The sequence below is a fragment of the Pseudomonas sp. NFACC39-1 genome (genome assembly GCF_900110355.1).
In the GTDB taxonomy this organism is placed as follows: Bacteria; Pseudomonadota; Gammaproteobacteria; order Pseudomonadales; family Pseudomonadaceae; genus Aquipseudomonas; species Aquipseudomonas tehranensis.
Genome location: NZ_FODL01000006.1, coordinates 224982 through 248982 on the forward strand (window position 1 = coordinate 224982; position 24001 = coordinate 248982).

A 24001-nucleotide genomic window follows, 5' to 3' on the forward strand; every position below is an offset into this window, starting at 1 on the left:
TGGAACTGGTTGGCTCGCTGACCTTTACCCGATCACATTCGAGAAGAGGCGCCAGACTACTGAGAAAGCCCAAAATTCAATGTAGGATTATTCTGAAAACAACTCAGACAACTCCGTTGCACAAGCAATATAATTCGCATCCCTTCACAAAGACTCAACAGGACACTGCTGTGAAGGGAAAGATCAAGCTGGACCTCTACTCACGCCTGTTGTTCGCAATACTCAATATATGCATTGATAAGATTGACCACGACTTCAAATTCGTCAGAGGGATAATCTGTTCCAGCGATCTCCACCGTGTACCAGATTTTCCAATAACCCACATAGGGGCCTGACCCTATCGGAGTAGGAGGAGGCTCAGGAACATTACGGATAAAAGGATCATAAGGTTCAATGTTCATGGTAAACCCGTCCGCTGGCTCTGTGCCGATAATCGTGTGCGGTGTAGTTGAGGTAAAATCGGTGCCTGGTGCTAGCTGGGTGTAGGCCGCGTCCCTGTAGCCTTGCGCATGCAGGGTCACTTCCCGACCCAGTTGCAGGTGCACAGGGTCTCCCTCGATATTGACCACCGCGCTCCAATTGGGTCCCTTAAGGTCGTCGCACAGCAGCAGGCCCGGATTTTCCGTGGTTATTGACGGAGCTTTCATGTCAACGACCAATGCGTTGTTTGTCACTGTTTGGATGAGTGACGGATTTTCATTGACGCCGCCAATGTCCGACACGAAATACTGAAGGGGTTTATCACCGAGGCCGGCGGTTTCAATGACATTCCAAGGCAGGGGAATGGTTGCGACTGTTTGGTTATCCCTTAAAAAAGCGAGATCACTAAGTCTCACACCGGCGTACTCAGCTGCAATTTGCTGCCCCTGCTTCACTGGCTTATCAACATCCGTCCACAGGTTAATCGTGATGGTCTGCTCCACATTATGGTCTTCAATCTCAATAATGTTGGGCACTGTGGTACTTGTAACATTTGGCGCAGTCAATTGATCATTGGGTAGGCCCGGGTCCGTCGGATCAGTAGGACCAGGTGCATAGAGATTCGAAAAAATATCGACAGATGAGTCGTCTACTTCATCGGGTCCGCGCAGCAAAGTGGTTTTCACATTGACGGGAACTTCGCCCTCGGTGGTCGGGCCGCCTGTATAATAATCATCGAAAATAGTGTCGAACGGCACGGGAAACACTAACTTGGTCTCGGTACCAAACTCCAAGGTATCTACAAGCGCACCATTCCACTCAAGTTTAATCTCATCGGTATCCTCTACATGGTCAACTCTTTCCACCTCGACGGTAACACCACCGACCTCTGCACAATCTTTCAAATCGATAAGACGATCGGTCTGGCTACTCGCCAAAGGAACAATCGGATCTTCGAGCACGGGCGCCGGTGCAAAGGCGATCCTCACGCCTTGGGCGACTGACAAAGCACTTTTATTCCCGACCGCATCGACATGCTGGTAGAAAAAATAGGCTGTTCCCGGTGGCAAACTGCGTAAAATCGTCCCGCTTACATTAATGATGCTACTTTGCGGCAATGCGTAGGGTGGTGGATTAAGCGGCTCATCGGGATTAACTTCCTCATAGCTCTTGCTCAGATACAAATAGCACTTATCACCCACCGCCCAGTGGTCAACTCCCACCGTCACCTCCATGAGACCGCCAGGCAGGCTATTGACGTAGGCGTCATTGATGATATCGGTGGCGGGAATGGCCGGGTTGGCAACAGGTAACGGCGGCCGGTTCTTGGTTCCGCCGGGAGTCGGTTGGTAATGGGCCCGTCTATCGATTTCAAGCTCTTTGTTATTTGATTTCCAGGGGTTCCCGAGGGGAGGCGCCGCACGGTACTGAACCAACCAAACGGAGGGTGTTCCGGCGGGGTTGTAGTCAGTCAACTCTTCGGTCGCGATACCCGCCTCAAATTTAGGAGGACGATTAGCGATCAGACCAGCAGGAAATCTATCCACCTCTTTCCAGACTGGGGTGGCTGCCTGTTGCGCGATGTGAACAGTGACGACATCATCTTCGTGTTCGTTTGTCCAACGCGGAAGCATAGCTTTCAGTTTGGTGCCAGGCAGAAGCTTATCAACATACACACGGTTGTCGGTATCACTGATGGTGTCAGGAAATTCTGGAGGAGGGCCTGCCAAGGGGCCTGTTGCTGCGCGGACACTGCGCACCCGCTCCCGGTCGATTTTCGCTACTTCCTGTTTCGCGTTCATTTGATATTCTCCACGATAAAGTCGAAATCCAAAATCACTGCATATAAACAAACGGCTTATGGGAAGCCCACTGCAAACATTTCTTAGCTGGCTAAAAGTAACCGACCATCCAATAAGTCACGGTTGATCACGGCCCGCACGGTTCCGCCGTACCGGGCAGATACCGATCGACTTTTACCCAGCGCAACTCGGATTCACCAATAAAACCTCCTGGTCTTCTGCGTATCTTGTACTGAGCACTCCCACAGCCAAACAACAAGGGTTCGATATACGTGGCAAAAGGAATGGGCGGCATTATGAACCCTTCCGGATTCTCCGCTTCCGCCCTGCTTAATTGATGAGTAAAGACTCCTTCGGTGCCGTCTATGTAATTTTGTGGGGCCGGGGTCAAGGACGTGTAGGCACGCCATGTAAGAACACATTCATCCCCTTCCCGGAATCCTTGATACGGAATTTTTATAAAGACCCCGTCCCAAATGGGCGGCAACGTGCCGCAGTTCAGATAATTCATAAGCGTGGTATACAGGAAAGACACCCCCAACAGTTCGGGCAATGGAACGACACTGTGATCGATATAAAGAACCGTATCATTAGTTGTAAATCCGTTACCGGGAGGCGCTATCGGTATCACTTTGTAAGACAGATAGGCCACCCCATCTCCGGCCCACAAAGAAGCGGGTAACGGGATGACAAATTCGGTTTCCAAGATCGGGCCTTGCTTGTTTTGATCGTAGACCGTGTCGGTAGTAGTGCCGCGTCGCCAATAAACAAGCAATCGGTCTACTTTGCCGGGACTGTCCGCATAGATAGGCCATCTTGGAATGCGCGTTTGTCCGCCATTCAACAAAATACTGGCCGGCACTTGTCCACTGGGTGGCACGTCATCTACTGGCGGTCCAGGGGCTGCCAGAGTGTCTGGCCCGCTGCTCTCATCACCAGAGGTAGACATGCCACCCTCCTGCTTATTCGATCCGGAAAAACACCCACTGCGTTTAATAAAGTAGATACGCGATCGTCGACCTTGCCTACTGTCAGAACTGACAGGTCAATCGACCGTTTATCGGTTTAGTTTCGGAATTTAAATAAGTTGAAGAGGCCCAGGCACTGTATGGAAGTGCCTGCGCCCTGCTGCTTAATGATGAGTCGCTGTCAGGTATGACGCCGCCCCAATACATGCGCGGCGCACGCAGTAATCCGCTGACAGGCATCGGCCAGTTGCAACTGATCGACCACCAACCCGATGCGGATATGTCCCGCTGCACTCGGCCCGAATGCCTCACCGGCCAGCACCGACACGCCATACCCGTCCAGCAGGAGCTCGGCAAATGCCTGGGCACCGAGGCCCGTCTGGCGCACATCGACCATCACGAACATGCCACCGTCGGGCCGCACCGGCTTGAGGCCTGGGCAGTCATCGAGCATGGCGCACACCAGGTCCCGACGCTGGCGATACTCCTCGTGCATCTGCGCCACCTCAGGCAAATCCTGCTCCAGCGCCACCTGGGCGGCGCGCTGCACGAAATCCGGCAAGCCGAACAGCATGCACAGCGACAGGTTCGCCAGATGTCCGGCCAAAGATTCGGGACCGATGACCCAGCCGATGCGCCAACCCGTCATGGCGTGGGACTTGGACAGGCTGTTGATGGTGGCGGTGCGCTCGGCCATGCCCGGGAGGCTGGCCGGGCTGATGTGTTCGCCTTCGTACAGCAAGTCGCTGTAGACCTCGTCGCTGATCAGCCACAGATCATGCCCGATGCACAATTGCGCCAGTGCTTGCCAGGTGGCCAGCGGCAAGCTGGCGCCGGAAGGATTGTTGGGGCTGTTGAGCAACATTGCCCGAGTACGGGGGGTAATCAGTTGGGCGACGTCGGCCGGATCAACCCGAAACCCTTTTTCCGGGCGCACCGCCACCGGCACCACTTTAGCCCCGCAAGCACCGAACACCGCTTCGTAGGTGACATACATCGGTTCGGCGATGATCACTTCATCACCGGGGTTGAGCAGGCATTGCGCGACCGCGTACACCCCGCATTGCGCCCCCGGCAACACGGTAACCTGGTCGGCGCCCACCGGCTGACCGCAACGCTCGCGATGACGCCGGGCAATACTGGCGCGCAAGCTGTGCAAGCCACGCACATCTGAATAGTGGGTTTCTCCGGCCCGCAGGCTGGTCACCGCAGCATCGACGATAGCGCGTGGCGTGTCGAAATCCGGATCGCCCACTGATAACAGCAATACATCCATGCCCTGCTCGCGCATGGCCAGCGCCCGGTCGTGGATCTGCCACGCAGCGGCACCGTCGCCGGTGATGCGGCGGGTCAAGTCTGAAAAGCGCATCCCTTTCTCCTTTTAGGTGTATGGCTGACTCCACCTTATATCAATCGATCGCTTATGCCAGTCAGCACCTACACACCGGTACTACCTGTCAGGTCTTACAGTAGCGCTGGCGCGCAACCGGTCATTTAATCGGGAGGCAACTATCCGCACCCATCAATGCCGAATCACACAGCGGATGTCGGGAGGTTGGAATGGACAAGCTACCGCCGTTGAAGGTCTTTCATGCACTGGGCCGTCACCGGGACGAGGATGGCCCGTACTACGCTGAAGAGAATCTGTTGCCCAACTGGGCGACCCAATCCGATCTGCTTCTACAGATCCTGCGACCCTGGCCTGGCTCGGCCGTAGGCGGCGAGAAGGACACCTTGCAACTATGGATACTCAAGCCAGGCAGGCAATTGTACGAACGGGTCGAAACCCTCGTGCTCGAAGGCCTGGTTACTTTCCCGCGCTTCATAACGTTGGGCAAAGAGCACTTGGAAGAGGGCATCAGCAAACTGAAGTTCGATGTGGAAACCGAAGTAGGCGACTTTTATGAGTCCGAAGCAGTGACGTTTACCGTTGACAAGCAAGTACCCCTGAATGGCCAGACACCGGTCAAAGCCGTGATCGATGAGGAATTGACCTATGGCGAAGGCGTTACCAAGGCGTATCTGAAAGCGCATTGCTACATGGTCCCGGTGGTCATCCCGGTCTATGAAGGCCAGACCACCGGACACCAGATTACCGTCTTCTGCGGAGGCCCGGACGCCCCGCCAGTGGCCGTGGCAGTGGTTCGCACCCCGGACCCGCTCAATGTACCGGGTGGGCAAGCATTTCCAACAGTCGTGCCGATTCCAGACTACGTCTTTTTCTCTCTCGCCAACGGGACGCATGTGCTGTTCTACCGTATCGCCAACCGCGCTGGGGTCCAGACAGTGGACTCCAAGGGCGTGTTCATCATCGTCAAGCATTCCGGCAAAAAAACCACGAACAAGACTTAGAGCGGTGGCCGAAGGGACACGGTGAGAGGATTTTCCCCTTTGGCGCGATACACCCCGCAACGGCCTGCGACGTTGAACCTACCACACCGGGTCGAGCGGTCTCGGGGCTGCTGCGCAGCCCAGCGGGGATAAATCCCCTCGCCACAGTTTTGTGCTCGGTGGGATTTAGCGGGCGGCCACTCGCCAAAGCCGGGCGATGTCCCGGGCTCGTTCAGCCAGCAAGCGTGGCGCATCGGCGCAGGCCTCTTGCAGGGTCATCGGCCCGCTGACCAGGGCAAACGCGGCGTCGATGCCGTGCTCATACAGCGCCTGATAATCCTGCCCCAGCGTGCCGGCGATGACCACGACCGGTACGCCGTGTTGGCGGGCGATGCGGGCCACGCCAAAGGGTGTTTTGCCGCGCAGGGTCTGGGCGTCGAAACGGCCTTCGCCGGTGATCACCAGGTCAGCGCCGTTGATCGCATCGGCCAGCCCGGTCAACCCGGCGACGACGTCAACGCCGGTGCGAAACTGCGCGCCCAGGAACGCCTTGGCGGCGAACCCCAGCCCCCCGGCGGCGCCGCTGCCCGGTTCGTCGCGTACATCCTTGCTCAACACCTGGGCACAGTGTTCAGCGAAATGCCCCAAAGCCTGGTCCAGTTGCTGTACCTGCTCAGGGGATGCACCTTTCTGCGGACCAAAAATTGCTGAAGCGCCGTGAGGACCGCACAACGGGTTATCGACATCAGCCGCGATCTCGAAACTGACCCGGGCCAGGCGCGGGTCCATCTCGCTCAAGTCGATACGCGCCAGTTTCGCCAGGGCCAGACCACCGGGCGCAAGAGGTTGCCCGTTTTCATCCAGCAACCCCACGCCCAAGGCTTGCATCGCCCCTGCACCGCCATCGTTGGTGGCACTGCCGCCGATTGCCAGGATCACCCGTCCGGCGCCTTCGTCCAGGGCGGCACGAATCAGCTCGCCGGTGCCGTAGGTGCTGCTGGAACAGGCGTCACGTTGCCCAGGAGGTACCAGCTGCAAGCCGCTGGCCTCAGCCATTTCAATAATCGCGGTGTGGCTGTCGGGCAACCACCCCCAACGCGCTTCGACGCTGGCCCCCAGCGGGCCTCTCACCCAACTGCGCCGCCACTGCCCGTTGCAGGCCGCCAGCACCGACTCCACCGTACCCTCCCCGCCATCGGCCATCGGGCACTTGATCAACTGTGCATCCGGCCAGACCTGGGCCAAGCCGTGGGCGACAGCATCCGCCACGCCCTGGGCGCTCAGGCTGTCCTTGAACGAGTCGGGGGCGATGACTATTTTCATATTATTCTCCGGTTGGGTGGGGACTGTGTTGAGGCTCATGGCTCATCGCGAGCACGCTCGCTCCCACAGGTGATTTGGGGTGTTTGATAAATCTGTTTGCTCCGCACGCCTTATCTGGGGTTTGATTGGACCTTTCCCATCGATAAAAGGACCTTGTCATGAGCTACCGCACGCTAGGCCATTCTGGGTTGCACGTTTCGACATTGACCCTGGGCACGATGATGTTCGGCGAACAGACCAGCACCGAGGATTCGCTGCGGATCATCGACAAGGCCTGGGACCAGGGTATCAATTTCATCGACACTGCGGACGTCTACACCAACGGTCGTTCCGAAGAGATCGTCGGCGAGGCGATTGCCCGTCACCGTCATGAATGGGTGCTGGCCACCAAGGTCGGCTTCGGCCCGCCGGATGGCGTGCCCAACCGCAGCGGCCTGAACCGCAAGCACATTTTCAATGGCATCGAGGCGAGCCTGACGCGCCTGGGCACCGATTACCTGGACATCTATTACCTGCACCGCGAAGACCACAATACCCCGCTCGAGGTCACGGTGTCGGCCATCGGTGATTTGATTCGCCAAGGCAAGATCCGCTACTGGGGCCTGTCGAACTACCGTGGCTGGCGCATCGCCGAGGTGATCCGGATCGCCGACCGCCTGGGCATCGACCGGCCGGTGATCAGCCAACCGCTGTATAACATCGTCAATCGCCAGGCCGAAACCGAGCAGATCACCGCCGCGCAGAACTACGGCCTCGGCGTGGTGCCTTTCAGCCCCCTCGCCCGCGGGGTGCTCAGTGGCAAGTACGCACCGGACGTGGCACCGGACGCCAACAGTCGCGCCGGTCGCCAGGACAAACGCATCCTGGAAACCGAATGGCGGGTCGAATCCCTGCGCATCGCCCAACAGATCCAGCAATACACCCAGGAACGCGGCGTGGGCATGGTCGAGTTCGCCATTGCCTGGGTGCTGAACAACCGCGCTGTCACCTCGGCCATCGTCGGGCCGCGCACCGAGGAGCAATGGGATGGCTACACCAAGGCGCAGTCGGTGACGATCACCGCCGAAGATGAAGCCTTCATCGATTCGCTGGTGACGCCGGGGCATGCCTCGACACCCGGGTTCAATGACGTGGGGCATTTCGTACCGGGGCGTGTGGCGCGCACGTCATAATCACGTTTTCTCCAGCCAAACATCCTTGTGGCGAGGGGATTTACCTGTGGGAGCATGGCTTGCCCGCGATGGCCGCGCTGCGGTTTAACAACTGAACCGCGTTATCGTTCATCGCGGGCAAGCCTTGCTCCCACAGGCCATGCACCATAGATAGATTTTCCAGTCACAGATCCGGGTGTGGCTGATAGCCCTCAAGAGAATCACCGTGTCCAAAGGCATCGCTCTATCGGTCTCGGCATCTGTGCTGTTCGCCGTCATGTATTACTACACCTCCCTGCTCTCGCCACTGACCGGCGTGGAGATCTTCGGTTGGCGCATGCTGCTGACGATGCCCTGCATGACGGTGTTCATGCTGGTGACCAAGGAGTGGAACCTGGTGACGGCGCTCGGCCGGCGCCTGCTCGCCGCGCCGCGGCTGTTGATCGGTGCCATGGCGTCTTCGGCGTTGATGGGGGCGCAGTTGTGGCTGTTCATGTGGGCGCCCCTCAACGGCTACAGCCTGGACGTGTCGCTGGGGTATTTTTTGTTGCCGCTGTCGATGGTTCTGACCGGGCGCCTCGTCTATGGCGAGCGTCTGTCCTACCTGCAGAAAATCGCCGTGTTCTTCGCCACCCTCGGCGTGGTCAACGAGCTCTACCAGGTGGGTGGTTTTTCCTGGGCGACCTTGCTGGTGGTGGTGGGTTATCCGATCTACTTCATCCTGCGCAAACGCCTGGGGACCGACAACCTGGGCGGGTTGTGGCTGGACATGACCCTGATGCTGCCGCTAGCGCTCTGGTTCGTGCAAAGCGGTGAACAAGGTTTCGCTGTTTTCGACCAGTACCCGTGGCTGTCGCTGCTGATCCCATTGCTCGGGGTGATCAGTGCTTCGGCACTGGTGGCCTACATCGTTGCCAGCCGGTTGCTGCCATTCAGCCTGTTCGGACTGTTGAGCTATGTCGAGCCGGTATTGCTGCTGGGCGTTGCGCTGCTGCTGGGAGAAAGCATCCAGGCCAGTGAATGGCTCACCTACATTCCCATCTGGATGGCCGTGGCGGTGCTGGTATTCGAAGGGTTCAAGCACCTGATGCGCCAGCGACGCCGGGCTTAAGGCTTATCCAGTCCCCCTGTGGGAGCGGGCTTGCTCGCGAAGGCGTCGTGTCAGGCGCCACTGATATTGACTGATACAGCGCTTTCGCGAGCAAGCCCGCTCCCACAAGGGGTTTTGCATCGGCAATAAAAAGCCCGCCGGGCATCGCTGCCAGGCGGGCTTTTTTTGCGCTCAGGTATTACTCAGTAGCCAGCACACCACGCCGCACCTGGTCACGCTCGATGGACTCGAACAACGCCTTGAAGTTGCCTTCGCCGAAGCCATCGTCGCCCTTGCGCTGGATGAATTCGAAGAACACCGGCCCCATCAGGGTTTCCGAGAAAATCTGCAACAGCAGACGCTTGTCACCCTGTTCGGAAGCGCCGTCCAGCAAAATGCCCCGCGCTTGCAGTTCATCCACCGGCTCGCCGTGGTTCGGCAGGCGACCTTCGAGCATTTCGTAGTAGGTGTCCGGCGGCGCGGTCATGAAGCGCATGCCGATGCTTTTGAGCTGGTCCCAGGTCTTGATCAGGTCGTCGGTCAGGAAGGCCACGTGCTGGATGCCTTCACCGTTGAACTGCATCAGAAACTCTTCGATCTGCCCGGCGCCCTTGGACGATTCCTCGTTCAGCGGGATGCGGATCATGCCGTCCGGGGCGGTCATGGCCTTGGAGGTCAGGCCGGTGTATTCGCCCTTGATGTCGAAGTAACGAATCTCACGGAAATTGAACAGCTTCTCGTAGAAACCCGCCCAATAGGCCATGCGCCCGCGATACACGTTGTGGGTCAGGTGGTCGATGATTTTCAGCCCCGCGCCCACTGGGTTACGGTCAACGCCTTCGAGGAACACGAAGTCGATGTCATAGATGGAGCTGCCTTCGCCAAAACGGTCGATCAGGTACAGCGGCGCGCCGCCGATGCCTTTGATTGCCGGGAGGTTCAGCTCCATCGGGCCGGTTTCGATGTGAATCGGCTGGGCGCCGAGTTCCAAGGCACGTTTGTAGGCCTGTTGCGAATCCTTGACGCGGAAAGCCATGCCGCACACCGACGGGCCGTGTTCGGCGGCGAAGTATGAGGCCACGCTGTGGGGTTCGTTGTTGAGGATCAGGTTGATCGCGCCCTGACGATACAGATGCACGTCCTTGGAACGATGGCTGGCCACTTTGGTGAAGCCCATGATCTCGAAGATCGGCTCCAGGGTGTTGGGGGTCGGGGATGCGAATTCGATGAATTCAAAGCCCATCAGGCCCATCGGGTTTTCGTATAGATCTGCCATGTTGGCGCCTCATCATGCTTATCAATTAACGGAGCGTTAGTTGCCGGCCATGCTGAGGGCACGCGGTGGCGCGCAGGAAATGCCGCGAACGGTGCGGGCGAGAAAATCGCCGTAGATCAGTTGAAACCCGAATATCTTCATTGTCGACCCAAGGCTCTTGCGGGCGAGGCTTCTGCTGCCAGAAGACGTTTATTCTTGTATGCGTAAATCGATTCTACACAGCGTAACCATATTTGTCCGCCTTCGGTATCAAATCGTCTTTTGCGGCGAGCGTGCAAGGGCTTTGTTGCACAGGAAAATCCCGGTCAGGATCAGCCCCGCCCCTATCCCCATCAAGCCGGTGAGCCGCTCGTCCAACAGCAGCGCCCCGAACAGCACTGCGGTCAACGGGTTGAGTGCGATGAACACGCCAGAACGGGTCGCGCCAATCCGACGGATGCCGTCATACCAGGCGATATAGGCTAACGCCGATCCCAGCACACCGAGGTACAGCAGGCTCAACCATTGCACGACGTCCAACCCGCGCAATGCTTCAACGCGAACTTCGCCTGCGACCGCGCAAGCTAGGCACAACATCAAGGTCCCCAGCAGAATCGACCAGGTCACGGTTTGCAAGGGCCCAAGGCTTTCATTCAGGTTTTTGGAAAACAATGAATAGATGCCCCAGCCCAGCACACAACCGAAAATCAGCAGATCGCCCAGCCAGCCCTGCCCTGCACTCTGCAGCAAAGAGGGATCGCGACTGACGATCACCAACCCCGCCCCGCCGATACACAGCACGATGCCTGCGACTTTCGCCCGGCTCAGCCGCTCCTTGAACAGCCACCAGGACGCCAGCCCGATCACCGCCGGGTTCAGGGCCACGATCAACGAGGCCCGCGACGCATTGATGTACTGCAAACCGTAGAAGAAACACAGGTTGTAGAAAAAGATCCCGAAGAACCCCAGCGCCGCCAATTGCAGCCCTTGTTTCAGGCTCGGCCTGGCCAGCGGAATCCCGGCCAGGCCGAGAAACAGCAACAGCGCGAGACTGGCCAGCAGAAACCGCAGGCTGGCGGCGAGCAGCGGTGCCAGGGCATCGGAAAGGATCCTGCCGGCGACGAAGGTGCCGCCCCAGATCATGGTGACCATGGCGAGCTTCAAGTACACCGGCAGGTCCGACGGGGTTGGGACGGTTTGTTCGAGGGTTTTCATGGTTCACCGAAACCTGTATGTGAAGTAGCTCACAAAACCTGTGGCGAGGGGATTTATCCCCGCTGGGGCGCGAAGCGGCCCCTCGAACTCCCTGACACCCGGAGTCGTCAGGTTTGGGGCCGCTACGCAGCCCAGCGGGGATAAATCCCCTCGCCACAGGTTCTGTATGACTTTGTGATTCGAAGCAGATGCCTCATCATCAAGCTCATGCCTGATCATCGTAAAATGAGCATTCCCTCATGACCCTCACCCAACTCGAAATCTTCTCGCAGGTCGCCGAGCTGCGCGGTTTCACCGCCGCGGCGACGCGGTTGGGCATCAGCCAGTCGGCGGTGTCCCACGCCATCAAATCCCTGGAGCAGGAGCTGGGCGTGGAGTTGTTCAGACGTCATCAGAGCCTCATCGAGCCCAGCGACATTGGCCGGCAGTTGCTGCTGCGGGCCCGGGCCATGCTCGGGCTGGCCAACACCCTGCGCCAGGAAGCCGCGGATGCGCGGGGTATGCGCCGTGGCACCCTGCGCATCGGCTCGTTCGGCCCGACTTCGTCGATGAAGTTATTGCCCGCCATCCTGCAACGTTACCGGGCTTTGCATCCGGGGATCGAAGTGCACATCGACGAAGGACCGGACCGGCAAGTCATCCAGTGGCTGGATGAACGGCGGATCGACGTCGGCTTCGTGGTGCTGCCCGAAGACCGTTTCGACACGTTCGCGCTGATGCAAGACCAGATGGTCGCCGTGCTGCCCAGCGCTCACCCCCTCGCCGCCCAAGCCAGCCTGAGCCTCAAGGACCTGTGCAACGACCCGTTCGTGCTCACCGAGGCCGGCTCTTCTGAACTGGTTTCGCGCCTGTTCAACGCAGCCCGGCTCACACCGAACGTGCGCTATCGTTGTTCGCAGCTGCTCAGCACCCTGGATGTCGTCAGCCGCGGCGAGGCCGTGACCCTGGTGTCCGAAGGTTCACTGCCGGGCGGCGACAACCCGCGTTTCGTCACGCGGCCATTGTCGCCAAAGGTCCCGCGGCAGATAGGCCTGGCGGTACTGGACAGCCGCCAGGCCTCGCCCGCTACGCTTGCGTTTATCGAGCTGGCGAGGCAGTCAGTCTGATCACCCGCAACCCGATACACTATCGAACAAGTCCCTCCAGCCCCACAGGTTATGCAGATGCCATTGACCGCCAGTCGTTTGCGCAAGCGGCCCCGTCGCAACCTGATCACGCTGCTCTGCGGCGTGCTGCCGATACTGTCAGGGCTGGGCATTCTGTACCTGCAAGCTGAACGGACACTGGAACAACAGAGCCAGCAGACCAGCGAAGAGCTGGTCGGGCAGATTGAACTGATGCTCGACAACACCGCGTTGGCGGCCCGCGAACTGCTGCCTCTGGCCGGCCAGCCCTGCGAAGCGGTGAAACTGGCCTTACGCGAACAGGTGACGCGTCGGCCATTCGTCCGTTCGACCAACCTGGTGTGGAACAACACCCTCTATTGCAGTTCGCTGTTTGGCGCCTTCGAAGAGACGGTTGATCCGAACGCCTACCATCAGGGCACGTTGTGGCTCATGAACGGCAACCCGATCACCCCCGACACCGCGCTGCTGATTTACCGGCTCAATGAAGGGCAACAAGGGGCATTGGCGACGCTGGACGGTTATCACCTGGCCAATGTCTTGCGTCTGATCGGCGGCGAAACCCGGTTGTTGCTGCAAGTCGGGCCAAACTGGCTGACCGCGGACGGGAAGGTCCGACCAGCGCCCCTGCCCGCACTGCCGGTCGCCCGCAGCAACCTGACCTCATTGCGCTATGCCTTCAATGTTGCAGCCGGCTTCGATGAGGGTGAAATCTGGCGCTACATGGCCCGTGAGTATCCGCCGCTGTTCAGCCTGCTGATCTTCTTTGGTGTCATCGCTGGAACGCTCGGCCACTGGCTGCAAAAACGCGCCACGTCCCCCAGCCATGAGCTGCAACGCGCGCTTGAGGCCGGGGAGTTCGTGCCCTATCTGCAACCGGTCGTGCAGGGCGACAGCAAGCGCTGGGCCGGGGTCGAAGTGCTGATGCGCTGGAACCATCCCAAGGAAGGCCTGGTGCGGCCGGACCTGTTCATTCCCTTTGCTGAACACAGCGGCTTGATCGTGCCGATGACCCGGGCATTGATGCAGCAAACCATGCATTTGCTGGCGCCCTTGGTCCCGCAACTGGAAAGTTCCTTTCACGTCGGCATCAACATCACCGCGCGCCATTGTCAGAATCTGGAACTGGTGCAAGATTGCCGCGAGTTCCTGGAGGCCTTCCCCCCGGGGGTCATTACCTTGGTGCTGGAACTGACCGAGCGCGAGCTGATCGAACCGACACCCACCACTCACCAGCTGTTCCAGCACCTGCGTGAACTGGGGGTCAAGATCGCAATCGACGACTTCGGCACCGGTCATTCCAGCCTGGACTACTTGCGCCAGTTCAACGTGGACTTCCTGAAAATCGACCAGAGCTTTGTTGCCATGATCGGCGTCGATGCCCTGTCGCGGCACATCCTTGACAGCATCATCGAACTGTCGGGCAAGCTGGACTTGGGAATCGTTGCCGAGGGGGTCGAAACCGTTGAACAAAGCAACTATCTGGCCGCTCACGGGGTGAACTTTTTACAGGGGTATCTATTTGGTCGCCCGATGAGTGGCGCGGATTTCATTACGGCGGTGTCTGCCATTGAAACCCCTGATGCTGCGCCCCTCTACGGGCAACCACAGTCGGACTGATAAAATTCGCATCCCTTGTTACATAACGAAAAAGTTACGATTTACACCCGTGGGTTTCACTACTACAATTTTTTTACCTGTGGCTAATAGCAGGAGCGTCATTATCACTGAGTCGCTTCAAGGCACTTGGCTTATAGCTTTGTTTGCGGTTGGTATCAGCCAAATATTCTGATTGGAGTAACGATATTGTCCAGACTCGCTGAATTTCGTAAAGCAGAACAGGACCTTCAAGAGCGGCTCAAGCAGCTGGAAAAGCTGAAGAATGATGCCGGGCTCAAGAAAGAAATCGAATTCGAAGAGAAGCTCCAGGGACTGATGAAAACCTACGGCAAGAGCCTGCGCGACGTCATCGCGATTCTCGACCCGAACCCGACCAAGGGGGCCCTGCCATCGACCAAACCTGTCAAAACCCGCCGTGCGCGAGTGGTCAAGGTGTACCAGAACCCGCACACAGGTGAACTGATCGAAACCAAAGGCGGCAACCATCGGGGCCTGAAAGCCTGGAAAGAACAGTACGGTGCAAAAACCGTTGACGCCTGGTTGCGCAGCTGAGAAAGCTGGCCGAATAAAAAAACCCTGAGTCTGCTCAGGGTTTTTTATGGGGAGGATTTCTGGATTAAGTGGTTCTAATACCGCAGGCTTTATAGTTTCAGGCTATTTCGTACCGACTGTATTTCATCCTGGCTTTCTACAAACTCCTGAGCCTGTCCCGCATAGGACAGCACATTAGCCCTGCCCTCCTTTAGTGCAGCGACGAGCGTCTGAGATAACACGTGCCGGCCATTTTGCGTGATCGTGCAAGTGGTCTCCAGTGCGGCAACGTCGCCCAACATCGAAGCATGAATTTTATTACAGACACTTTGATAACCGCTTTGATAAAAGTCCTTTTGAATTGACTTGCGCATTTCCAGTAACACGCCTTGCAAGTTGACTTGATGACCTGGCTCGATGGGCGTCGTGGTCAGTTCCATGACCATCACCGCCGTGCCCGCTGAATCATTCTTTGTCGCCCGTTGCCGGGTCGTTCCCGGCGCTGCCGACGAGGTGCCCGCATCTGAGGGCAAGGGTTCGATGACCCAGCCTGGGGGCCAGGCGACCTGCGGTTCGGCCGCCTGGACAGCGACACTTGCCATCGCGACCAGCAACAGGACAAACAGCGAAAGAAACGGTCGAATCATTGCATTGCACTCAAGGACGATTCGTAAAGTCTGAAGCCCGCCGCCCCGGCAAGCAATAGCCAGAGGCGTTTGGCGATGCCGCGCCCCTTGCGTATCATGGGTGCACCTGCAAGGAAGCCGTTTAGCGCAAGCCAGGACCGTCGCAGCCAGGTTGCGATGCCGTTTGCCCCACTTATTTTCCGGAGGGCCCATGAGCCTGCACGAACTCAACACTTTCCCTGGCGTCACCGCCCAACCCGATACCGCCACAGCCAAATTCGTCTTCAACCACACCATGCTGCGGGTCAAGGACATCACCCAGTCCCTGGACTTCTACACCCGGGTGTTGGGTTTTTCCCTGGTGGAAAAGCGCGACTTCCCGGAAGCTGAATTCAGCCTGTACTTCCTCGCCCTGGTGGACAAGAGCCAGATTCCGGCCGACGCTGCACAGCGCACCGAATGGATGAAATCCATCCCCGGCATCCTGGAACTGACCCACAACCACGGCACCGAAAGCGACCCGGCGTTCGCCTACCACAACGGCAACACTGACCCGCGCGGGTTCGGCCACATCTGCATCTCGGTCCCGGACATCGTGGCCGCTTGCGAGCGCTTCGAAGCGCTGGGTTGCGACTTCCAGAAACGCCTGAGCGACGGTCGCATGAAAAGCCTGGCGTTCATCAAAGACCCGGATGGCTACTGGGTCGAAATCATCCAGCCTGCGCCGCTGTAAAACCAGAGCGAGCCTGCGTTGGGCCTGTCGACAATGATGCTGCACCTGAAGGCCCCTTCGCGAGCAAGCCCGCTCCCACATTTGATCGCGGCGTTCACAGTTTTTGTGTGTTTCACCGATCCAGTGTGGGAGCGGGCTTGCTCGCGAAGGGGGCGACTCGACCTGTCGAACTGAACAAGCCACCCGCCCCACAAACAATGCGCAATATAAAAAACCCCATGAGCACTGGGCTCATGGGGTTTTTGTGTTTCCCGCTGTCGACTGTCTATTTATGCCGGCGCGGAGGTGCGGATCAGGTGGTCAAAGGCGCTCAACGAAGCCTTGGCCCCCTCACCCACGGCGATCACGATCTGCTTGTACGGAACAGTCGTCACGTCACCGGCGGCGAACACACCCGGGATCGAGGTTTCACCGCGGGCATCGACAATGATCTCGCCCCGTGGCGACAGCTCGACGGTGCCTTTGAGCCAATCGGTGTTGGGCAACAGGCCGATCTGCACGAAGATCCCCTCCAGCGCCACGTCCCGCACTTCAGCGCTTGGGCGGTCTTTGTAGCGCAAACCGTTGACCTTCTGGCCATCGCCCGTCACTTCGGTGGTCTGGGCATTGGTGATCACGGTCACGTTCGGCAGGCTGTGCAGCTTGCGCTGCAACACCGCGTCGGCACGCAATTGCACATCGAACTCCAGCAAGGTCACATGGGCGACGATACCGGCCAGGTCAATGGCCGCCTCAACGCCGGAGTTACCACCGCCAATCACCGCCACGCGTTTGCCTTTGAACAGCGGACCGTCACAGTGCGGGCAGTACGCCACGCCCTTGTTGCGGTATTGCTGCTCGCCCGGCACGTTCATTTCGCGCCAGCGCGCACCGGTCGCCAGGATCACGGTCTTGGCCTTGAGGCTCGCACCGCTGGCGAATTTGATTTCGTGCAGCGCGCCATCTTTGCCTGGCACCAATGCATCGGCGCGTTGCAGGTTCATGATGTCCACGTCGTACTGCTTGACGTGTTCTTCCAGGGCGACGGCCAGTTTCGGCCCTTCGGTTTCCTGCACCGAGATGAAGTTCTCGATGGCCATGGTGTCGAGCACCTGACCGCCGAAGCGCTCAGCCGCGACACCCGTGCGGATGCCCTTACGGGCCGCGTAGATGGCCGCCGAAGCGCCGGCTGGGCCACCGCCCACCACCAGCACATCGAACGCATCCTTGGCGCTGATCTTTTCAGCCTGGCGCTCGATACCGCTGGTGTCGATCTTGGCAAGAATCTCTTCCAGGCCCATGCGGCCCTGGCCGAAGTTCACGCCGTTCAAGTAGATGCTCGGCACGGCCATGATCTGGCGTTCGTCGACCTCGGCCTGGAACAGCGCGCCGTCGATCGCCACGTGGCGGATGTTCGGGTTCAGCACCGCCATCAGGTTCAGTGCCTGGACCACGTCCGGGCAGTTCTGGCAGGACAGCGAGAAATAGGTCTCGAAGTTGAACTCCCCTTCAAGGGAGCGAATCTGTTCGATGACCTCGACACTGGCCTTGGAAGGATGACCGCCGACTTGCAGCAAGGCCAACACCAGCGAAGTAAATTCGTGGCCCATGGGGATACCAGCAAAACGCAGGCTGATATCGGCGCCCGGGCGATTCAACGAAAACGAAGGCTTGCGCGCATCGGTGCCGTTGTCGAGCAAAGTAATCTGGTTGCAAAGACTGGCAACGTCTTTGAGTAACGCGAGCATTTCCTGGGATTTCGCACCGTCGTCGAGGGAGGCGACGATCTCGATCGGCTGGGTGACCCGTTCCAGGTATGACTTCAACTGAGCTTTAAGATTGGCGTCCAACATACGGGCGATTTCCATTTTTTGAATTTCAGAAAAAACAACGCCCGAGCGAATCTCGCCCGGGCGTTTTTTTGGGGCGAAGCGGCTTGCTTGATTAAGAGCGGATCGCCCTCGGATGACTCACAGACTTAGATCTTGCCGACCAGGTCCAGGGACGGAGCCAGAGTGGCCTCGCCTTCTTTCCACTTGGCTGGGCAGACTTCGCCCGGGTGAGCGGCAACGTACTGAGCAGCCTTGACCTTGCGCAGCAGCTCGGAAGCGTCACGGCCTACACCACCGTCGTTGATTTCAACGATCTTGATCTGACCTTCAGGGTTGATCACGAAAGTACCGCGGTCAGCCAGGCCAACTTCTTCGATCAGCACGTCGAAGTTGCGGGAGATGACGTGGGTCGGGTCACCGATCATGGTGTACTGGATCTTGCCAATGGCTGGCGAGGTGTTGTGCCAGGCAGCGTGAGCAAAGTGAGTGTCGGTGGAGACGCTGTAGATTTCGACACCCAGCTTCTTGAATTCAGCGTAGTTGTCGGCCAGGTCTTCCAGCTCGGTTGGGCAAACGAAGGTGAAGTCGGCCGGGTAGAAGAACACCACGGACCACTTGCCTTTCAGGTCGGCATCCGAAACCTGGACGAACTCGCCGTTTTTGAAAGCGGTAGCGTTGAACGGTTTAACTTGGCTGTTGATGATAGGCATCTATGACTCTCCGTCAGGGGTTGAAAAGTTGATGGCGTGAATCTTAACCACTCATCCCCCGGCAGGCTCATTGGCAAACCTCATGTGAATGATTGGTTTTGGCTATCAGGAATCTATATAGATAGAAAAAATCTGTAGGAGCTGGCGAAGCCTGCGATCTTTTGATCTTGATCTTGCGTTGGAGCTGTTGGGGTTCGCTTGGGACTCAATGGGCTGGGGAAAGATCGCAGCCTCGTTGCTCTCGTCAGCTCCTACACACAGTTCTCGCAGGCTCCTGCATAGCTTCTGCATAGCTTCTGCATAGCTTCTGCATAGCTTCTGCATAGCTCCTGCAGTGTCAGGCGGTTGGGGTTCGCATCGTGACGAATTCCTCGGCGGCAGTCGGGTGTACGCCGATGGTCTCGTCGAAATCACGCTTGGTGGCGCCCGCCTTGAGCGCGATGGCAAGCCCCTGGACGATTTCCCCGGCATCCGGCCCGACCATGTGGCAGCCCAGCACTTTGTCCGTGCGGGCATCCACCACCAGCTTCATCAACGTGCGCTCCTGGCAGTCGGTGAGGGTCAGTTTCATCGGGCGGAAGCGGCTTTCGAAAACCTGAACGTCATGCCCCTCCTCCCTGGCCTGCTCTTCGGTCAGGCCCACCGTGCCAATATTCGGCAAGCTGAACACCGCCGTGGGGATCATCCGGTAATCCACCAGGCGATACTGCTCGGGCTTGAACAACCGCCGCGCCACCGCCATGCCTTCAGCCAGGGCAACGGGAGTGAGTTGTACACGACCGATGACATCGCCAATGGCCAGGATCGATGGCTCGGCGGTCTCGTACTTTTCGTTGACCTTGATAAAGCCCTTCTCGTCCAGCGTGACACCGGTGTGTTCAAGGCCGAGATTGTCGAGCATCGGCCGCCGGCCGGTGGCGTAGAAAACGCAATCGGTGGCCAGTATGCAACCATCCTTGAGCTCTACCTCCAGGCTGCCATCGTCCAGTTTTTCGATGCGCTTGATGTCCGCGTTGAATTGCAGATCCAGACCACGACGGCTCAGTTCTTCGGCCAGATGCTTGCGTACCGCACCATCAAAGCCGCGCAGGAACAACTCACCGCGGTACAGCAACGACGTCTGCGCGCCCATGCCATGGAAAATCCCGGCGAACTCCACGGCAATGTAGCCACCGCCCACCACGATGACGCGCTTGGGCAGTTCCTTGAGAAAGAACGCCTCGTTGGAGCTGATGGCGTGTTCACGGCCCGGGATATCCGGTATCACCGGCCAGCCACCGGTGGCGATCATGATGTGTTCGGCGGTGTAACGCTGGCCGTTGATCTCGACCTCATGGGGCCCGGTGAGCCTGGCGTGGCCCTCATGCAACACCACGCCGCTGTTGACCAGCAGGTTGCGGTAAATCCCGTTGAGGCGATTGATTTCCCGATCCTTGTTGGCGATCAGCGTGGCCCAGTCGAAACTTGCCTCTCCCGTCGTCCAGCCATAGGCCGACGCTTGCTCGAGGTCCTCGGCATAATGCGCACCGTAGACCAGCAGTTTCTTCGGCACACACCCCACGTTCACGCAGGTACCGCCCAGGTAGCGGCTCTCCGCCACGGCCACCTTGGCCCCGAAACCGGCCGCGAACCGCGCAGCCCGCACACCGCCGGAACCGGCGCCAATCACATACAAGTCAAAATCGTAGGCCATTTTCTATCTCCTTCGGCAGGCCATCAGCATACCTGCTGTTTTCATCTCTGTGGCGAGGGAGCTTGCTCCCGCTCGGCTGTGTAGGAGCTGGCGAAGCCTGCGATCTTTTGATCTTGCTCTTTCGCTCTCGACTCAATGGGCGGTGAAAAGATCGTAGCCTCGCTTCGCTCGACAGCTCCTACACAGCCATGCGGGTTTGATTTCCAGACAAAAAAACGCCCCGAACCAGTCGGGGCGTTTTTCAAGGGGCGGCGCAGGCGATCAGTAAGCCTTGCCGGTCTTGTAGAAATTCTCGAAGCAGAAGTTGGTCGCGTCGATGTAGCCTTCGGCGCCACCGCAGTCGAAACGCTTGCCTTTGAATTTGTAGGCCATGACGCAGCCGTTCTGGGCCTGCTTCATCAGGGCGTCGGTGATCTGGATTTCACCGCCCTTGCCTGGCTCGGTCTGTTCGATCAGGTCGAAGATGTCCGGGGTCAGGATGTAACGACCGATGATCGCCAGGTTCGACGGTGCATCTTCAGGCTTTGGTTTTTCAACCATGCTGTGAACGCGGTAGATGTCGTCACGGATCATTTCGCCGGCGATTACGCCGTACTTGTTGGTTTCCTGCGGATCGACTTCCTGGATCGCCACGATGGAGCAGCGGAACTGCTTGTACAGTTTGACCATCTGGGTCAACACGCCGTCGCCTTCGAGGTTGACGCACAGGTCGTCCGCCAGGACCACGGCGAAGGGTTCGTCACCGATCAGTGGGCGGCCGGTCAGGATCGCGTGGCCCAGGCCTTTCATTTCGGTCTGGCGGGTGTAGGAGAACGAACATTCGTCCAGCAGTTTGCGGATGCCGACCAAGTACTTCTCTTTGTCGGTGCCCTTGATCTGGTTTTCCAGCTCGTAGCTGATGTCGAAATGGTCTTCCAGGGCGCGCTTGCCGCGGCCAGTGACGATGGAGATTTCCGTCAAGCCCGCAGCAAGGGCTTCTTCGACGCCGTACTGGATCAGTGGCTTGTTCACCACCGGCAGCATTTCTTTAGGCATGGCTTTAGTCGCTGGCAGGAAGCGAGTACCGTAACCGGCTGCTGGGAACAAGCATTTCTTGATCATATAAGTCCTTGAAAAGGCGGTATGTACGAGTTTCGGCGCAGTCTAATCAGGCCACAGGCACCTTACAATGCCCAGGCTGGCCAATCGATGCCATCATAGAGAAATAAAAAATGGCGGATAGTTCAATCATCTTTCATTGCGACGGCCAGGCGGTCTCACTGTACGCTCATGGGCGCTGTTTGCGAGCATTTGACGTATCATGGCGCTCTTGATCCCGCCAATGAGGCAGCTAGATGTCGGCAACAAAAAACGCAAACGGTTATTCGGTCAGCCAGGACAAAGACGGTCAGTGGTGGATCATCAACTACCACGGTGAACAGGTCGCCGGCCCCTTGCCCAGCAAAGCGATGGCGGTGGAAGTGGCCGCTGTGTTTCAGGACGAGCGCGCTGCCCCGGCAGCCAAAGAGCGTGAAACAGCTCCAGCGCGCAGCCCCCGTCGTAAAAAGTAACGAGACAAGCCTCAAGTAAATGTCGTCTGGCATGGAACGAGGCTTTGTTTATCTGTACCGAAATGGCCATTCGCTATAACCTCGCGCCAGCCCCTTCCTTCTCGATGACGATTCCATGAAAAAATTTCTGGCGCTGTTTGCAGTCCTGGCCCTGGCAGGCTGTGCCACGGCCGAAAAAACCTACCTGAACACCGGCGAACAAGGCCTGACCATCGATTGCTCGGGCGAAGCGAACTCCTGGGCCACCTGTTATGAAAAGGCCGACGCCTCCTGTGCCGGCACCGGCTACCGCATCGTGGGTACCGATGGCACGCCGCAAGCTAAGGAAAGCGACAAGACCCTGGGTGTCGATGTCGGCAACTTCACCAGCCGCAGCGTCCTAGTGGTGTGTAAATAACCCGGTGGCCTGACACTCAGATGTGAATCTCGGCGAACTTGATCCCCAGGCCGCGGATGATCTCGATCAGGTCGTCGAGACGGCTGAAGGACTCAACTTCGTCCTGATCATCCACCAGAAAAAAGCTGCGTCCTGCGCTTTTCTTGAAAAAGACGATCCACTCCCCCGGGTTCGCCGGGTTCTGAATCACATGGGTGGCGCAGATAAGACCTTCTGCATGGCGCTCACGCACCTGCTCGCGCTTCATCGACTGGCTCCATAAATGACAATGCCGCCAACGTCGACCGTGGCGGCATTTTTTGTCGAGGGCAGCAGTTTATCCGATGCCCGGCCTGCCCGTCAGGCCGAGCCCTGGCTCAACCGGAAATGCAGGCGTTGGCCGCGTCCTGCACATCACCTGGACGTACGGGCACGTTGGACAGACTTTCGTGCAGCTTGATACTGCTGCCACTGGAGCGCTCATCAATGTCGAACACCGCCGCCGGCAGCGTCGACAATTTGCCGGGGACGATCAAGCGCACGCCATTCTTGTTCGGTTCCATTTGCAGCGGCCCCCGGGTGCTGGCCAGCTTGTCAGCGACGCACTTGGCATATTCCTGAGGCTTCTTTCCGGAGATGACATTCATGGTGGGCGGTGTCTGGTTGATGTCCGATACCGATGCACATCCACTCATGGCCAATGCCAACACCCACACGCTGCGCTTCATATGATTCCTCCGATAAAGATCCTCCGACAATGTAAACGCTGCTTTTCTCCAGGGTCCTGCGTGTTTTTTTTGCGCGTCCTGCGATAAATGAACAAAGCGTGGCGCGCAGGCCGGATATTAGCACCCGGTGCTGATAAACTGCGCAGCATTGACCTTGCTATCGTTTTGATTTGGTAGAAAAAGCCCTTTTGGAGGCGCCCATGAAATTCATTCACCAGCGCGAGCACCTCAACGAAGACGATATCGTCGTCATCGAATGCTCGCAAATGTGCAACATCCGTTTGATGAACGACGCCAACTTCCGCAGCTTCAAGAACGGCGGCCGGCACACCTATCACGGCGGCGCGTTCGACACGTTCCCGGCCAGGATCACCGCACCGAGCACCGGTTTCTGGAACATCACCATCGACACCGTCAACCGCCGTGCCATCAGCGTCACGCGCAAGCCGACCCTGACCCACAAAATCAAAATCATCCGGCGTTCCAGCTCGAAACTGAGCTGAGCATGCCCTTCAAGACAGGCAAAACCGTGGCCCAGACAACCAAATACGTCATCAAGTACAAGCTCAACGGCGAACGCCGCTTCGAATTCGCGCAACTGCAAACCGGTACAATGGACGAAGCCATGGCGGCGCTGCAGGCGATGCATGGCCAGACCGATGATGTGATCAGCGACGTCAAAGTCAGTAAAGCACTGTAAAAACCTCTGCTGCTGCGGTTTATGTGACGAGGGGATTTATCCCCGCTCGGCTGCGCAGCAGTCGTAAACCGGCTGGCAGGATCAACCCAATTGCATCGCGGCGCTTGTCCTGGGGCCGCTTCGCAGCCCAGCGGGGATAAATCCCCTCGCCACAAAGGATGCGCGCCCACGCTTGGGTTCTGACACCGCAAGATCCAGAGTGCCAGCCCACGAAGCCTTTGCCAGACTGATCAATCCTCTCTGC

24 protein-coding genes are annotated in these 24001 nt (G+C 58.2%); 11 read left to right on the forward strand and 13 right to left on the reverse strand.

The features are described 5' to 3' along the window. Positions 1–200: 200 nt before the first annotated feature. The 3 genes from BMY45_RS15185 to BMY45_RS15195 form a co-directional block, all read right to left on the reverse strand. The gene (locus BMY45_RS15185; protein WP_092398956.1) at positions 201–2222 is read right to left on the reverse strand and encodes a hypothetical protein; all 2022 of its coding nucleotides are present in this window, start codon (positions 2220–2222) and stop codon (positions 201–203) included. A 127-nt stretch (positions 2223–2349) separates the two neighbouring features. Further along, positions 2350–3171 (reverse strand): hypothetical protein, encoded by an 822-nt coding sequence (locus BMY45_RS15190; RefSeq protein ID WP_092398958.1) that lies wholly within the window; start codon positions 3169–3171, stop codon positions 2350–2352. 200 nt (positions 3172–3371) lie between these two features. Beyond that, positions 3372–4559, reverse strand: coding sequence for a pyridoxal phosphate-dependent aminotransferase (locus BMY45_RS15195; protein WP_092398960.1), 1188 nt, complete (start codon positions 4557–4559; stop codon positions 3372–3374). 191 nt (positions 4560–4750) lie between these two features. Here BMY45_RS15195 and BMY45_RS15200 point away from each other — a divergent pair, with 191 nt between their 5' ends. Then, positions 4751–5542 carry a hypothetical protein gene (locus BMY45_RS15200; protein WP_092398962.1) on the forward strand — a complete coding sequence of 264 codons (792 nt, stop codon included), beginning with the start codon at positions 4751–4753 and terminating at the stop codon, positions 5540–5542. Positions 5543–5707: 165 nt separating this feature from the next. On the opposite strand, the gene BMY45_RS15205 is transcribed toward BMY45_RS15200, so the two are convergent. Further along, a complete protein-coding gene (locus tag BMY45_RS15205; protein WP_092398964.1) occupies positions 5708–6844 on the reverse strand; it encodes a glycerate kinase in 1137 nt (378 codons plus the stop codon). A gap of 158 nt (positions 6845–7002) precedes the next feature. Between BMY45_RS15205 and BMY45_RS15210 the strand changes: the two genes are divergently transcribed. Continuing rightward, complete coding sequence (locus tag BMY45_RS15210) at positions 7003–8016, forward strand: aldo/keto reductase (protein ID WP_092398966.1); 1014 nt, start codon at positions 7003–7005, stop codon at positions 8014–8016. A gap of 205 nt (positions 8017–8221) precedes the next feature. Beyond that, entirely contained in the window at positions 8222–9106 is an 885-nt protein-coding gene (gene rarD / locus BMY45_RS15215; protein WP_092398968.1) for an EamA family transporter RarD, read from the forward strand. A 178-nt stretch (positions 9107–9284) separates the two neighbouring features. Here the strand turns inward: rarD and hppD are convergent, their stop codons facing one another. Further along, positions 9285–10361: a 4-hydroxyphenylpyruvate dioxygenase gene (gene hppD, locus BMY45_RS15220; protein ID WP_047227629.1), complete on the reverse strand. Its 1077-nt coding sequence runs from the start codon at positions 10359–10361 to the stop codon at positions 9285–9287. Between the two features lie 249 nt (positions 10362–10610). After that, a complete protein-coding gene (locus BMY45_RS15225) occupies positions 10611–11555 on the reverse strand; it encodes a DMT family transporter (RefSeq protein WP_092398970.1) in 945 nt (314 codons plus the stop codon). A 239-nt stretch (positions 11556–11794) separates the two neighbouring features. On the opposite strand from BMY45_RS15225, the gene BMY45_RS15230 reads away from it, so the two are divergent. From BMY45_RS15230 to BMY45_RS15240, 3 genes are all read left to right on the forward strand, one after another. Further along, positions 11795–12661: a LysR family transcriptional regulator gene (locus tag BMY45_RS15230; RefSeq protein ID WP_092398973.1), complete on the forward strand. Its 867-nt coding sequence runs from the start codon at positions 11795–11797 to the stop codon at positions 12659–12661. A gap of 57 nt (positions 12662–12718) precedes the next feature. Next, positions 12719–14299 carry an EAL domain-containing protein gene (locus BMY45_RS15235; protein ID WP_092398975.1) on the forward strand — a complete coding sequence of 527 codons (1581 nt, stop codon included), beginning with the start codon at positions 12719–12721 and terminating at the stop codon, positions 14297–14299. Between the two features lie 186 nt (positions 14300–14485). Further along, complete coding sequence (locus BMY45_RS15240) at positions 14486–14851, forward strand: histone-like nucleoid-structuring protein, MvaT/MvaU family (protein WP_092398977.1); 366 nt, start codon at positions 14486–14488, stop codon at positions 14849–14851. 89 nt (positions 14852–14940) lie between these two features. Here the strand turns inward: BMY45_RS15240 and BMY45_RS15245 are convergent, their stop codons facing one another. Then, a complete protein-coding gene (locus tag BMY45_RS15245) occupies positions 14941–15477 on the reverse strand; it encodes a DUF4946 domain-containing protein (RefSeq protein ID WP_092398979.1) in 537 nt (178 codons plus the stop codon). A gap of 190 nt (positions 15478–15667) precedes the next feature. Between BMY45_RS15245 and gloA the strand changes: the two genes are divergently transcribed. Beyond that, positions 15668–16189, forward strand: a complete 522-nt coding sequence (gene gloA, locus BMY45_RS15250; RefSeq protein WP_092398981.1) for a lactoylglutathione lyase — start codon at positions 15668–15670, stop codon at positions 16187–16189. 269 nt (positions 16190–16458) lie between these two features. On the opposite strand, the gene ahpF is transcribed toward gloA, so the two are convergent. From ahpF to galU, 4 genes are all read right to left on the reverse strand, one after another. Beyond that, entirely contained in the window at positions 16459–18021 is a 1563-nt protein-coding gene (ahpF, locus tag BMY45_RS15255) for an alkyl hydroperoxide reductase subunit F (protein WP_092398983.1), read from the reverse strand. 125 nt (positions 18022–18146) lie between these two features. Then, positions 18147–18710 (reverse strand): alkyl hydroperoxide reductase subunit C, encoded by a 564-nt coding sequence (gene ahpC, locus BMY45_RS15260; RefSeq protein ID WP_047227636.1) that lies wholly within the window; start codon positions 18708–18710, stop codon positions 18147–18149. A gap of 337 nt (positions 18711–19047) precedes the next feature. Further along, the gene (gorA, locus tag BMY45_RS15265; RefSeq protein WP_092398985.1) at positions 19048–20403 is read right to left on the reverse strand and encodes a glutathione-disulfide reductase; all 1356 of its coding nucleotides are present in this window, start codon (positions 20401–20403) and stop codon (positions 19048–19050) included. A gap of 261 nt (positions 20404–20664) precedes the next feature. Then, positions 20665–21504, reverse strand: a complete 840-nt coding sequence (gene galU, locus BMY45_RS15270; RefSeq protein ID WP_047227638.1) for a UTP--glucose-1-phosphate uridylyltransferase GalU — start codon at positions 21502–21504, stop codon at positions 20665–20667. Between the two features lie 233 nt (positions 21505–21737). Between galU and BMY45_RS15275 the strand changes: the two genes are divergently transcribed. Both BMY45_RS15275 and BMY45_RS15280 read left to right on the forward strand, forming a co-directional pair. Next, positions 21738–21953, forward strand: a complete 216-nt coding sequence (locus tag BMY45_RS15275) for a hypothetical protein (protein ID WP_092398987.1) — start codon at positions 21738–21740, stop codon at positions 21951–21953. Between the two features lie 115 nt (positions 21954–22068). Continuing rightward, positions 22069–22350 (forward strand): hypothetical protein, encoded by a 282-nt coding sequence (locus BMY45_RS15280; protein ID WP_047227640.1) that lies wholly within the window; start codon positions 22069–22071, stop codon positions 22348–22350. Positions 22351–22366: 16 nt separating this feature from the next. Here the strand turns inward: BMY45_RS15280 and BMY45_RS15285 are convergent, their stop codons facing one another. Together BMY45_RS15285 and BMY45_RS15290 are read right to left on the reverse strand one after the other, a co-directional pair. Further along, positions 22367–22597 (reverse strand): hypothetical protein, encoded by a 231-nt coding sequence (locus BMY45_RS15285; protein ID WP_092398989.1) that lies wholly within the window; start codon positions 22595–22597, stop codon positions 22367–22369. A 109-nt stretch (positions 22598–22706) separates the two neighbouring features. After that, the gene (locus BMY45_RS15290; protein ID WP_092398991.1) at positions 22707–23057 is read right to left on the reverse strand and encodes a hypothetical protein; all 351 of its coding nucleotides are present in this window, start codon (positions 23055–23057) and stop codon (positions 22707–22709) included. 200 nt (positions 23058–23257) lie between these two features. Here BMY45_RS15290 and BMY45_RS15295 point away from each other — a divergent pair, with 200 nt between their 5' ends. Together BMY45_RS15295 and BMY45_RS15300 are read left to right on the forward strand one after the other, a co-directional pair. Beyond that, a complete protein-coding gene (locus BMY45_RS15295; protein WP_003182962.1) occupies positions 23258–23560 on the forward strand; it encodes a DUF1883 domain-containing protein in 303 nt (100 codons plus the stop codon). A 2-nt stretch (positions 23561–23562) separates the two neighbouring features. Further along, positions 23563–23757, forward strand: coding sequence for a hypothetical protein (locus BMY45_RS15300; protein WP_143071649.1), 195 nt, complete (start codon positions 23563–23565; stop codon positions 23755–23757). The last annotated feature ends 244 nt before the right edge of the window (positions 23758–24001 follow it).